At 42.0% G+C, this 12,240-nt stretch carries 13 protein-coding genes; 12 read left to right on the plus strand and 1 reads right to left on the minus strand.

Annotation, left to right across the window (positions count from 1 at the left end):
* Positions 1 to 60: 60 nt before the first annotated feature.
* The 5 genes from MHI32_RS11610 to MHI32_RS11630 all read left to right on the plus strand — a co-directional run bounded on the left by MHI32_RS11610 (position 61) and on the right by MHI32_RS11630 (position 4,826).
* A complete protein-coding gene (locus MHI32_RS11610) occupies positions 61 to 546 on the plus strand; it encodes a DUF3888 domain-containing protein (RefSeq protein WP_076278071.1) in 486 nt (161 codons plus the stop codon).
* A gap of 623 nt (positions 547 to 1,169) precedes the next feature.
* Positions 1,170 to 1,505, plus strand: a complete 336-nt coding sequence (locus tag MHI32_RS11615; protein WP_254847621.1) for a hypothetical protein — start codon at positions 1,170 to 1,172, stop codon at positions 1,503 to 1,505.
* Complete coding sequence (gene dnaN, locus MHI32_RS11620; RefSeq protein ID WP_340012379.1) at positions 1,506 to 2,648, plus strand: DNA polymerase III subunit beta; 1,143 nt, start codon at positions 1,506 to 1,508, stop codon at positions 2,646 to 2,648.
* 669 nt (positions 2,649 to 3,317) lie between these two features.
* Positions 3,318 to 4,202, plus strand: a complete 885-nt coding sequence (locus tag MHI32_RS11625; protein WP_076189790.1) for an EFR1 family ferrodoxin — start codon at positions 3,318 to 3,320, stop codon at positions 4,200 to 4,202.
* Positions 4,203 to 4,205: 3 nt separating this feature from the next.
* Positions 4,206 to 4,826 (plus strand): hypothetical protein, encoded by a 621-nt coding sequence (locus MHI32_RS11630; protein ID WP_340012380.1) that lies wholly within the window; start codon positions 4,206 to 4,208, stop codon positions 4,824 to 4,826.
* Positions 4,827 to 4,936: 110 nt separating this feature from the next.
* On the opposite strand, the gene MHI32_RS11635 is transcribed toward MHI32_RS11630, so the two are convergent.
* The gene (locus MHI32_RS11635; protein ID WP_312151263.1) at positions 4,937 to 5,554 is read right to left on the minus strand and encodes a nitroreductase family protein; all 618 of its coding nucleotides are present in this window, start codon (positions 5,552 to 5,554) and stop codon (positions 4,937 to 4,939) included.
* Positions 5,555 to 5,775: 221 nt separating this feature from the next.
* Here MHI32_RS11635 and MHI32_RS11640 point away from each other — a divergent pair, with 221 nt between their 5' ends.
* The 7 genes from MHI32_RS11640 (at position 5,776) to MHI32_RS11670 (ending at position 12,135) form a co-directional block, all read left to right on the plus strand.
* Positions 5,776 to 6,618 (plus strand): DUF2785 domain-containing protein, encoded by an 843-nt coding sequence (locus MHI32_RS11640; RefSeq protein ID WP_340012721.1) that lies wholly within the window; start codon positions 5,776 to 5,778, stop codon positions 6,616 to 6,618.
* A gap of 200 nt (positions 6,619 to 6,818) precedes the next feature.
* Entirely contained in the window at positions 6,819 to 7,262 is a 444-nt protein-coding gene (locus tag MHI32_RS11645; RefSeq protein ID WP_036685888.1) for a DUF1641 domain-containing protein, read from the plus strand.
* A gap of 40 nt (positions 7,263 to 7,302) precedes the next feature.
* Positions 7,303 to 8,481, plus strand: coding sequence for an NAD(P)/FAD-dependent oxidoreductase (locus MHI32_RS11650; protein WP_036685891.1), 1,179 nt, complete (start codon positions 7,303 to 7,305; stop codon positions 8,479 to 8,481).
* Positions 8,482 to 8,645: 164 nt separating this feature from the next.
* Complete coding sequence (locus MHI32_RS11655) at positions 8,646 to 9,272, plus strand: SGNH/GDSL hydrolase family protein (RefSeq protein WP_076278065.1); 627 nt, start codon at positions 8,646 to 8,648, stop codon at positions 9,270 to 9,272.
* A 168-nt stretch (positions 9,273 to 9,440) separates the two neighbouring features.
* Entirely contained in the window at positions 9,441 to 10,427 is a 987-nt protein-coding gene (locus tag MHI32_RS11660; RefSeq protein ID WP_340012381.1) for a hypothetical protein, read from the plus strand.
* A gap of 32 nt (positions 10,428 to 10,459) precedes the next feature.
* Positions 10,460 to 11,206: a type I methionyl aminopeptidase gene (gene map / locus MHI32_RS11665; RefSeq protein WP_340012382.1), complete on the plus strand. Its 747-nt coding sequence runs from the start codon at positions 10,460 to 10,462 to the stop codon at positions 11,204 to 11,206.
* 101 nt (positions 11,207 to 11,307) lie between these two features.
* On the plus strand, positions 11,308 to 12,135 hold the full coding sequence (locus tag MHI32_RS11670; RefSeq protein ID WP_076129946.1) for a hypothetical protein: 828 nt from the start codon (positions 11,308 to 11,310) through the stop codon (positions 12,133 to 12,135).
* The last annotated feature ends 105 nt before the right edge of the window (positions 12,136 to 12,240 follow it).

The raw sequence follows: 12,240 nt of genomic DNA on the forward strand, positions 1-12,240 counted from the left end.
CGTATAGAAATAGGGTCTCTTTGGGGAATTTATATAAAGTTCCCTAAGGAGGCTATTGTGATGAAAAAAAGCTGGATTGCTCCCCTTCTTGTCGCAGTGATGCTATTTCTGACGCCACAACCTTGCTCCGCAAATAGGTTAATTCAACCTCAATCTGTAACACCTTCCAGGTCTGATTCGGGACTTCAACTGCCAGATCAAGATTCTCGCGAACTTAAGTTTCAAGACATGCTGATGTTATTTCTTTTACCCCATATTGAGAAAAAGATTGCAGATATTTATTCGCCGCTTTTGCGAGAATCGCCAATGGTTTATCCTTACTTTGTGGATGTGACAGAGGTGAAGCGGACCAATGGTTTCCGTGGGTTTGATTTCTTGATTACACTTAACGTATATCCTACAGTTGGTCCACATATTTCAGTTGGAGAAGATACCATGACTTTTAGGATCTCTCCTGGTCCTAAGGTGAAGCTTGAATCGTTCAAGCATCTAAAAGACCCCAAAAAGTCAGACTTCCCACCAAATTATCAGAACATCCTTAGATAGTGTAGTTTCAGTAAGGCGCGTGGGTGGAAGAGTAGATGTTAATATGTGCCGCGCGTTGAGTTATGAGGCGAGCTATTTTTACATGAGTAGGGAGTTCTGAGGTAATGATGATGGGAGTTGTAGGGAAAGGAGTCTTTGGGAGAGGGTGTATGAGAGGGGAGGAAGGTTGGGTTAGTGGCGTGATGAGGGTGAGTGTGCGTGTGTCCGCGAGCGGGCAAACGGGATAGTTGCAGTTTATACACTTATTTGCAGGAGATAAGAAGCTTAGTCACTTTTAGTTGCATTTGGTGCAGTTAAAAGAAGTCTTTTCACACCAATTTGTTAATATCGTTGAATTTAGTTGCAGAGAATACACTTATTTCGCTCGGGCAGCACAATGTATTGTTTATAGTTGTATAAAGTGCAATTAACTCATAGATTCCCAAACGATTTTAAGCAAAATAAAAAAATCCATGGGTTAACGTTGCAATACCCAACTCATGCCCAGTTCACCGCACACACTCCGATCTTTGGGGTGTTTTTTTGTGGTTAGAATTGTGGTGGATTAATGGCGATTATGGTATTATGAAATTAGTGGATATATTGATTTAAGTTACTAAATTCAAATATGGAGGTGTGAGGGATTGGGTGATCATAAATTCGAGGGCGAACAAAAGGGGAGCAGTATTAGCGAAATTAAAAATAAGGTCACTAGCGATAGCGCAAGTAACAACGAGGATAAAGTCAAAGTAGGTGTAGCTACTAAAGACGGGCAGTTGGGGTTTCTTTTTACAAGAGGGGGGCTTCGGGAAGGTGCAGGTAGAAAAAGCACTGGTGTAACTAAAAAGGTATCACTGACGTTATCTGAGGACGTTTGGCAGGAGATAGAGCAGGCTTGCGCGGATCAGAACGCATCTCGCTCCCAAGTATTTCGGAACATCATTGAGGCGCATTTTGTAAAGGAATCTAAGGAGAGTTAGGTGAAGTCTTTGCTAATCCATGTATCAAAAGATTCTCTTAGTACCGCTTTACAGGCAGCATTAAAAGCCATATCCGCGAATAGTTCCTCACGTGTTCTATCAGGAATACTTATTCAATCGCAAACTCAGGGTCTGATATTAACAGCCAGCAATATAAGAATGACCATTGAATATAAGCTCCCTGTGAAGATGGATTCGATGGTTGTGCACAACACAGGTGAGATCGTAGTTCCCGCGCGTTATTTTTATGAGATCATTCGTAAGCTTGATCCTGGACTAATTAGGCTGGAAATCGTAGAATCATTGATATTAAATATTCAATCAGGGAGCACTCAATTTCGTTTATGTGGAATGGATGTGGCAGAGTTTCCAAGAATCCAATACATAGATCATCCAAACATTCAAAGGATAAGCATGAAGAACACTCTCCTGAAGCAAATATTTAAAAGAGTGGTTTTTGCGGTCTCTTCATCGGAAACCAGACCTGTGCTTACAGGAGTTTTGCTGCAAATAGAGAAGCATAATATTCGTGTAGTCGCCACTGATGGCATCCGCTTCGCCCAGCATGTTGTTGAAAGCGTAGATGATTACGGGGAAATTCCTTTAGATGTTGTAATCCCGGGCAGCACCCTGGAGGATCTTTTGAAAATATTAAACGATGATGCAGACAGCAGCACCGATTTAGAAATAGGCCCCAAGCAGATCAGATTTATTTCTAATGGATTGAGGGTTCAGTCTGCTCTTTTAGAAGGAACTTATCCCTCTGTCAATAATTTAATCCCAAAAGCGTACCTCTCCGAAGTGATTGTTAAGAAAGACCGTTTGTTACATGTGGTTGAACGTATTTCTATATTGGCTGGTGAGAGTGTTATGCTCAGCGTACTTCCTTCTAATACGCTAAGTTTAGTGTCCAAGACTGCAGAAATTGGGGATGTAAAAGAAGAGATTCCTTTGGAGCATCTGGAAGGTGATCATTTTCGAGTAGCCTTTAACGGAAAATATTTCAGGGACATCCTTCGGGCGATCGATAGTGAGACGCTTAGAATCAGGTTCGCGGGAAAAGAAAGGGCGCTGGTGATCCTGCCTGTGGACGCATCTTCGTCCACACTTTTTTTAATTACTCCTGTGAGGACGCATGATTGAGGATTTGTTAAGTACAGTATTTGAGTAGGTTTGAGCGAATAGCTGCAACTGAGTCCGATAGTGTGGCAAAATGAGCGGAATTATGGAAATAAGAGCAACTGAGTCCGAATAGTTGGTGAAAAGAACACCGCCTGCCAAATTTGATCCTAAACGTGCTGCCCATTGCTTAAACTAGCTGTCTGGGGCTCAACTTATCTACTCCGTGCGGAATTAGCTATCTATAGCTCAACTTAACTACTTCGTGCGGAATTAGCTATCTATAAATCAACCTACTTCGTGCGGAATTAGCTATCTATAGCTCAACTTAACTACTTCGTGCGAAATTAGTTACCTATCACTCAACCTAGCCGTCTACGTCCCAAACTTAGCCGCCTACATCTCGAAACCAACTACCTTTTGCTCGATTGAGATCGTAGCGGACCGTATTGCAGCTATTTCAGCATATGGGTTCATTTTGCAAAGGTTTCGGACTGTATAGCTCTTATTGCCCCTGATTTGCGCAGAAAAAGAGCACATTTGAGCGAATAGCTGCAACTGAGTCCGATAGTGTGGTAAAACGAGCGAAATCATGGAAATAAGGGCAACTGAGTCCCAAATAGCCAAAACCCACTTCAACTTCACAGCTTTCCCAGACGGGAATGAGGTATATTTGATCTGGGAGGGGATGGAATGCATAATGCAAAGACGGCCATATTTTATTTCTCAGGTACGGGCAATACGGAGATTATTGCTAAGCAATTTGCTGAAAGGCTAAGAAGTAAAGGGCAAGATGTAGATTTGTTTAGAGTGGAAGATGTTTTTAAAGGCACTCGTTCTGTAGAATATGAAGCCTATGATCTTATAGGTATTGGTCATCCGGTTCTAGGCTTTGGCGCTTCCGGTTTTGTTGAACGTTTTGCAGAAGGGCTACCTGATTGTAATGGAACCCCGGCATTTGTATTCAAAACGGCATCCTCTCCACACTATATCAATAACGGTGCTTCGAATACGGTGCTTCGTTCTTTGCGTGGGAAGGGATATAATCCCTTTCACAATTCGATTTTGGCGATGCCATGTAATTTTTATATTAAATATGATGACAGGTTGAATAAGCAGTTGTATCAAGCCGCACAGCGTAAGGTGGAATTGTTTGCAGAGGAAATCGTAAAGCGGACACCACGAAATCTGCCGATTCACCCTGTGTTGGAGCGGGTTCTGAGAACAGTATATTATTGTGAGGAGCACCAAGGGGGAAAATACTTCGCCAAAGGATTGCGTACAACGGACGCTTGCACACTATGCTTAAAATGTGTCAGAAACTGTCCAACATCCAATATTAGTAGCGGCGTAGAAAGAATTGTTTTCAGTCAAAATTGTTTATTATGTATGCGTTGTGTTTATTCTTGTCCTCAGAAGGCAATCCAAGCGACACGACTTAAGGCTAGCGTAGTAGATCCCTATACTGGAGGTCCGAAGCTTCATAAACTAATGAAGGATTCTGCGAATGATGGACGGTTTGTTACTCCCAAATCCAAGGGCTACTACAAGCATTTTATTAAGTATTTGGAGGAATGACATATGAATCTGTTTCGGATGGGATCGAAGCCACTGGGGATTGAGCGGATCACCACATTTTTGGAGGATAATTATGTGAGTATCGGCTACCCCGGAATAGGGGATCTGGAGAATCTAAGCACAGAGGAACTTCGTGATCGATTGATTGGCACATACCAATATAGTGAGTTGGAGCTTACGCAACATCTGCAAGCCCTTCAGCTATTTGTACATACGATGCAAGATGGAGATTATGTGCTGGTGGTCGATGGAGATTGGGTACATCTCGGGGACCTCGGAGATTATTTTTACAACGAGTTTACTGATAATGTTGACGAGGGTACATGCCATCGGCGTGGTGTGACGTGGTTGAAAAGTGTGCCGATTTCTGAACTAAACACAGGCGTGCGGGAGTTATTTAACCAAAGTGCACCGGTTGTACAATATAAGGGTCCCAAACCAAGTGCTCGCTTGGATCTGTGGATTACAGGTGTTTCTGCTAATGAACAAGAAATGAATAGTCCGCTGGAATTGGATGAGGAGACACTCTCTAAGGCGCTTAATATTTTGAAAGATGCTTTGATTTGTGATGACTCCGAACGACGGGAACGAGCAGCGATAGCCATTTTACAATATGCGAAGTAGAGCCCCTCTTGTATATCGGGTGTACGGTTCATTATCTTCATGATGAGTTCCAATTAAAAAACGTTCCACCCGCTACTTGCCTCGGATGGAACGTTTTGCTGTATCTATAATCAGATGAATTCAACGAATTCGTTGACTGGCTTACGGTAGCCGCGGGGTCTGATTTTATGTTTTTTGTCTTTGCCGATCGTGATCAGCATAACAGGTACCATATGATCTGGCAGATTCAAGGTGGATTGGATAGCATCAGCATCGAAGCCGATCATCGGGCAGGTATCCCAGCCTTTATCTTTGGCGATCAGCATAAAGTGCATGGCAGAGAGAGAGGCATTACGTATTGCTTCATCTCTTTGAAAAGCATCCTTATCAATGTAAGCATTGTTAATCATCTCTATTTGCTCATCATATTCCTCTTGTGACATCGCTCCTAAAGCTTTAAGCCCGCCATAGATTTCTGGAGCCTGCTGATAAGCATGCTTATCTCCTAGCACTACAATAACTGCTGAAGCAGTATGGATTTTATATTGGCCGTAAGCTGCTTCGCGAATTTCTTCTTTTAAGCTCTTGTTAGATATCACTTTGTAATTTGTATGCTGTAGATTATAGGCCGATGGTGCCAATCTGGCATAAGAGAACATTTCCTCTAATTCATTCTGAGGGATGATAACCCCTTCCACAAAATTCATAGCGGATCTGCGTGACTGAATCAAGTCTGTAAAAGCGCTCATAAGTATTCCTCCGTTGTGTATGTATTCGGTTGTAAAATATCAACACCTGATATTTGTAAATGAACTAACTAAATGTTACTAACTCAAAATAACACAGCCTAAAAAATTCGTCAATGATAAAATTTATTGAAGTTAATCTTGAATACCCTGTTGTCAAAAAATAGGACATAAATTAGGATATTAGGATATGTAGAAACACAGTGGATGAAAGGGTGGATAAATTGATTAATAGTAGAGAACAATTGATGATAGATTTGCAAAGAATAGAAGAGAATGACTACGAGCTTAGAAGTGGAGAGGACATAAAGGATTATGTGAAGTTGATGCTTGAGCATATAGGAGATCCCGAGCCTGTACTGCGTGATGAATTGATTTATTCCACATTCTACAAATGGATTAATGAGAAACGTTGGTTTAATGATGCGGAGCTTCGTGAACTGCTGTGGATACTTCTTGACGAGCAGCATCTTTTTTATCACATTGGGAATAAAGAAGATCTCACGGTGTATACAAGAACATTTTCTGTATTGGTTGTTGCTCTTATTCTCCAGCGGCATAGGGAAAAGGTTATATTAGATAGCTCTGAATTTATAAAGGTGAAGCAGGGTTTGATTCGTTATTATGAGGAAGAACGGGACTTAAGAGGTTATATGGAAAAAGAAGGCTGGGCACACGCAGCAGCCCATGGCGCCGACGCCTTGGATGAGCTGGTTTTATGCTCGGAGAGTGATGCCGCGGTGCGGGAAGAGGTTCTGGCAGTTATTCAAAAGATGCTTTATAACGATCAATACATATTCAGGGACGAAGAAGATGAAAGGATTGCTACTATTATAGTTACAATCATCGATCATCATTTACTTCCACAGCAGTCTATAACCGATTGGATTCTCAACTTGGCGCAATGTGGCAGTTGGCCTAGAAGCCACAGCCAGTACGTTAATCGAATAAATACAAAGAACTTCCTGCGTTCTCTTTATTTCAGGTTACTTCTAACAGAGAAGAATATGGACATTGTGGAGGTTTTATTGAAAACTGAGAAGAATTTGAATGAATTTGTACATTAATTCACTCAAACGGTTTTAATTAACACTAGTAATTTTAATAATTTATTATAATGTAATAAAAATCACAAATTTTTATGGAAATTCAAAAACTTTGTGACATTTATAACTTGATAAGTGCTATAATAGAAATATGGCGTTAAAAGTTCTTATGTTTTTTATTACTATTAAGCAGCAAAGCTTATTGCAGAGGAGATTTGGATATGTCAGAATCAATCACTCAAACACAACCTGAACAAGAATCACCAAAAGTAGCTGTTAGCAAGGAACAAATGGATGTTCTTGAGCAGCTCTTGAAACCAGAAGTTCAGGAATCATTAACAGTCTTGGTGGAACAGCTGCCAAAATTAACTGAGCTTGTTGGCGTGCTTACAAAGTCCTATGACTTTGTGCAAACTGTCGCAGCGGATGATGTCTTGAAAAGTGATACGGTAAGTGCAATTAAAGAACTTGCTGAACCTGTAGTGCATTCCGCGAAGAATATGGCAGCTACAGTGATCGAAGCAAAAGATCGTGCGAATGAAAGTAACGAAGTTATTGGTCTTTTTGGTCTTATGAAGTTGTTGAAAGATCCGCAAGCGCAAAAGCTTTTCCGTTTCGTAAATGCATACCTTCAAGTTGCTGGAGAACGCAGTAAGCAGAAATAATCATTTTCATATCTTATACGTAAGGGACGGAGGAAACATCATGTCTAAACATATTGTCATTCTAGGAGCAGGTTATGGTGGTCTACTAAGCGCCTTAACCGTACGCAAATATCTCAAAAAAGATGAAGCTAAAATTACTGTAGTTAATCAGTATCCTACCCACCAAATCATTACAGAATTGCATCGTCTTGCAGCAGGTAGTGTTGCAGAGGGTGCTGTAGCTATGCCTCTAACTAAGCTTTTCGCAGGGAAAGATATTGACCTGAAAATCGCGAAGGTTAATTCATTTTCTGTGGAGAACAAACAAATTGTTCTTTCTGATGGCGTGACACTTACTTATGATGCGCTTGTTGTAGGTCTTGGCAGCACTACAGCTTATTTTGGCATTCCAGGGCTTGAACAATACAGTATGGTATTGAAATCAGCTGCAGATGCTAACAAAATTCATCAACATATTGAAGATCGTATTCGTGAATATGCGAAATCGAAAAATGAAGCAGATGCAAACATCCTGATCGGTGGCGGCGGCTTAACAGGTGTTGAGCTTGTTGGTGAAATCGCGGATGTATTGCCTACACTTACTAAAAAATATGGCGTTGATCCTAAAGAAATTAAGCTTATGCTCGTTGAAGCAGGTCCTAAAATCCTTCCAGTATTGCCAGATGCATTAATCGAACGTGCTGTAGCAAGCTTGGAGAAACGTGGTGTTCAATTCCTGACAGGTCTTCCTGTTACGAATGTAGAAGGCAATGCGATTGACTTGAAAGACGGTCAAAAAATTATTGCTAACACATTTGTATGGACTGGTGGCGTACAAGGAAATCCACTCATCGGCGAATCGGGTCTTGAAGTTAACCGAGGTCGTGCAACGGTGAATGAATTCTTGCAATCCACTTCCCACAAAGATGTATTCGTTGCTGGTGACAGCGCGGTGGTCTTTGCAGAAGATGGACGTCCTTACCCTCCAACTGCGCAAATTGCTTGGCAAATGGGTGAATTGATCGGATACAATCTGTATGCCTTCTTGAAAAATAAATCGTTTGAAAGCTTTAGCCCAATCAACTCTGGTACACTTGCTAGCTTAGGCCGTAAAGACGGTGTTGCCATCGTTGGTGCAAGTTCTACTCCGTTAAAAGGCTTGCCTGCAACTCTAATGAAGGAAGCAAGTAATATCCGTTACTTGTCCCACATTAAAGGATTGTTCAGCCTAGCTTACTAATATAGTTTAACCCTAAACCCTGCTCAAATCTGAGCGGGGTTTTTGTTATTGTTTTTTTAGTGAAATGTTTGCATTATTGATGTTTCACAGTAGGCTGTATTCATTGTATTTGATATAATAGATTGGGTTATATTAACAGAGGTAGTTAGAGGAGGATTTCATTTATGATATTCCAACAAAACGATGTCATTCTGTTTCAAGGGGACAGCATAACAGACTGGGGGCGTAATCATGAAGACGCTTCATCACTTGGAGTAGGTTATGCAATGATGGTCGCCGCTCGACTGGGGCATTTATATCCAGAGAAGAATCTTACTTTTTTTAACCGTGGTATTGGTGGTAACCGTATTGTTGATTTGCAGGGACGTTGGGATAAGGATTGCCTGGATTTGAAGCCGACTTGGGTGTCCATTTATATTGGAATTAATGACACTTGGCGGCGTTTTGATTCTGGTGAAGAAACCACTCCCGAGCAGTTTGAAGCTTCATATCGGGACCTGATCGAACGCACTCGGAAATCTTTGGATGCTAAATTAGTGCTTATAGAGCCTTTTGTTTTGCCTGTACCGGAAGATCGTAGAACTTGGCGTCAGGATCTTGATCCTAAAATTCATATTGTCCGCGAGCTGGCACGTGAATATGGGGCGCCGCTGGTTCCGCTAGATGGACTTTTTGCAGCGGCTTCCGTAAAAGCAGAACCGGCTTACTGGGCATATGATGGAGTACATCCTACTCCTGCAGGTCATGCACTTATTGCGGATGCTTGGCTCAAAACGATGGGAGCAATCTAATCAATTGCCATTTTAAGACTAGAACCACGCTTTAATAAGCAGGTTGTAGTCTTTTTTTAATCGCGTGTTCATAAAGTCGTTTTTATATATTTATAGACACTGTTATAATTGGAATATGCTTATGTATTGGAGGCGATTCGCATTAGGCGGTTAATATGGATAGCACCTTTGTTATTGGTCGTAGTGTTAAGCGGATGTAAAAGTGATTTGGGCTTCATCAATGCCAGATGGATCGAAGGCGTGTCGTTGATACCCGTGGCAACGAGTGATCAGAAACAAGCGGATCGTCCTTTGCACTCAGAGAGCTTAACGCTAAAGGATTCTGTTTTGATCAAGACGCTTGCGGAGGCTATGAACAAGAGTAAGAAATTTTCTGATGATCTGGATTGGGGTCCGGAATTTGAAATGAAGCTTGTTTATGGGGACGGCTATTCGGAAGATTATTACATAGCGCTTGGAGATCAACTTGGACATGAAGGGATGTTTACTACAGCAGAGAACAGCAGTCAGGGCTACACAATTCCTGTAAAAAACTCTGACCAGTTAAGAAAGCTCATTTATGGAACAATCGATACGGAGAACATTGAACAGGCAGACCCTGTGGAGACTTCTGTCGAGGTAACAGGTCCAGTAACCCTATCACATAATGAACTGTCTCCGGTCACAGGGAGAGCGGGATTTTTAAATCTGCAACTGCTAGAGGGGACATATAGCGAAGATTGGACTACACCGAGTCCGTTAGCGGGAAGAAACTGGAGTGGCCGATTTAGGCTAGTAGTGACTGATGAGCATGGAAAAACACTGAGTAGCTATCCGTTAAATGATCAATTTGCCCAGACCTTTAATGATTTTTTTCAGCTTCAGTTTGAGGATTATAATGGAGATGGTGATCCCGATTTTACGATCGGACAATATGGAACGAGTAACGGTTATTTCTACAAGCTTTTTACACTCAGAAGAAATAACGTGATAGAAGAACTGCCTATTAAACCTGAAAATCAGCTGTTTATCAGCAGTCCTGAGCGGTATTCCATAAAGCTGGATAAAGTTGATGAGCATAGCTTTAAGAGAAGTTACTACGATAACGCAGCAGGCAAACAAGTGGAAGATACTTTTCAGTGGGTAGGGAGTGCATTTCAGAGGCTCGACAAATGATTAATTCATGAAGTGAGAGGAATGTGTGTTGGATGACAAGTGATACGGTACAAGATTTAGAAGGGTTAAAAGCTATTGGAAAAGTGGTGGGCCACACCATCGCCGAGATGAAAAAGAAAGTAACCCCTGGGATGACGACTGCGGAGTTAGATCTTATTGGAGCTGAGATTCTGGAAAGCTTCGGAGCATCCTCAGCCCCGAAGATAACTTATAATTTCCCGGGCAGCACCTGCATCAGTGTGAACGAAGAGGTTGCTCATGGTATTCCGGGTCCGAGAGTGATTAATGCTGGCGATTTGATCAACATTGATGTCTCTGCTGAGCTGAATGGGTATTATGGGGATGCTGGCGTTTCTTTTCAACTGCCGCCCTATAACGATGATATTCTGCGTTTATGCCGGAGTACAGAGGAAACCATGATGAGTGTGATCAATCATCTGCGGGCAGGAATGAAGGTTAACGAGATCGGCAGAATGATGGAACTTGAAGCTCGCAAACGCGGTTATAGAGTGGTGCGTAATCTGTGCAGCCATGGAATTGGCAAATCACTGCATGAGAAGCCTTTTGAAATTCTACCCTTCTATAATCCAAGAGTGACCACGGTGCTAAAGGAAGGACAAGTAATTACAGTAGAGCCCTTCCTCTCGACTGGAGCGGACTATGTGGAGCAGCAATCGGATGGCTGGACGCTAAGTGTTGTAGATAACGGTCGAGTAGCGCAGTTTGAACATACGATTATCGTGACTAAAGGTGAGCCTATTATTCTGACTAAGGCATAAAGAGTAGTGCGCGAACAGACCTTATTATTTATAGGTTGTGCCCCGCATACGCGATGCAAGGAATTGTTCAAATCTGAAGATAACTATCGGAGGGACCAGAGATGGCTGAGCAAAAGATGATTGAAGTGCCGTTTCAGCAATGGGTAAACGATAAGGAGCTGTGGGTACAGCTTAATGATTTGATGATGCAGGAGAGTAAACTCCCAGGACCACGAGTGAATTTGGAGCTCTCAGACCATTTTGCTAAACAATTCGCTCATCCTAATCTAACAGATACAGGCTGGGAGCTGCTCGTCTCTTGGACTGACATTACTGAAGCTGAAGCTGGGGTGAATGATCCCCGTGAGTTTCTGCCGTTTTGTGCAGTTAGGGCGTTGGGTGCTTATTACAGTTACGCTGGAGAAGAACAGCAAGTAGTGATTCAAAACAGCATCAAGATAGCTATGAATGATTCGCGATGGAGGGTGCGTGAAGCGTCTGCTATGGCGTTGCAAAGTATAGGGGAGGATGATTTCACCCTGCTCAGGCAGCTGATTGACATGTGGGAGAAAGGTGCGAACAGGCTTGAACAACGGGCTTTTGTAGCGGCGTTAGCACATCCTCCTCTTTTAAAAAAGAAAGAAAATACGCTGTATTGTCTTCAGTTGGCTGCCGGAATCATGGAGAGTATAGATGGTGGGGGAGCGCAACATGAGGACGCTGAGCATTTTCGTGTATTATCTAAGGGACTTGAATACAGCTTGAGTGTATTTGTGGCGAATGAGCCTGAAGAAGGCTTTGTTATGCTGGAGAGATTTGCAAAGAGCCGAGATGCCCGAATCCTTAAGATTGTGAAGAGTAATCTTGGCAAATCGCGTCTGAGTAAAAAATATGCTGCCCAGGTGGCTGAGATCCTAAAGGAATTCGATAACATAGGAAAAGACACTTAGGATACGAGTGCCATTTGGCAGTTGTATTTAATCATTTTTTTTGTTTTTACTTATATTAGAATTAACAATTAAAGAAACAAAGAGAATTAATATAATCAAAGAAAA

Origin of the sequence: Paenibacillus sp. FSL H7-0690 (assembly GCF_037980415.1) — a bacterium.
Lineage (GTDB): Bacteria > Bacillota > Bacilli > Paenibacillales > Paenibacillaceae > Paenibacillus_AQ > Paenibacillus_AQ odorifer.

Coding starts and splice junctions, on each gene's coding strand:
- MHI32_RS11610 (WP_076278071.1), top strand. CDS start 61: ATGAAAAAAAGCTGGATTGCTCCCCTTCTTGTCGCAGTGATGCTATTT.
- MHI32_RS11625 (WP_076189790.1), top strand. CDS start 3,318: ATGCATAATGCAAAGACGGCCATATTTTATTTCTCAGGTACGGGCAAT.
- MHI32_RS11630 (WP_340012380.1), top strand. CDS start 4,206: ATGAATCTGTTTCGGATGGGATCGAAGCCACTGGGGATTGAGCGGATC.
- MHI32_RS11635 (WP_312151263.1), bottom strand. CDS start 5,554: ATGAGCGCTTTTACAGACTTGATTCAGTCACGCAGATCCGCTATGAAT.
- MHI32_RS11645 (WP_036685888.1), top strand. CDS start 6,819: ATGTCAGAATCAATCACTCAAACACAACCTGAACAAGAATCACCAAAA.
- MHI32_RS11650 (WP_036685891.1), top strand. CDS start 7,303: ATGTCTAAACATATTGTCATTCTAGGAGCAGGTTATGGTGGTCTACTA.
- MHI32_RS11655 (WP_076278065.1), top strand. CDS start 8,646: ATGATATTCCAACAAAACGATGTCATTCTGTTTCAAGGGGACAGCATA.
- map (WP_340012382.1), top strand. CDS start 10,460: ATGACAAGTGATACGGTACAAGATTTAGAAGGGTTAAAAGCTATTGGA.
- MHI32_RS11670 (WP_076129946.1), top strand. CDS start 11,308: ATGGCTGAGCAAAAGATGATTGAAGTGCCGTTTCAGCAATGGGTAAAC.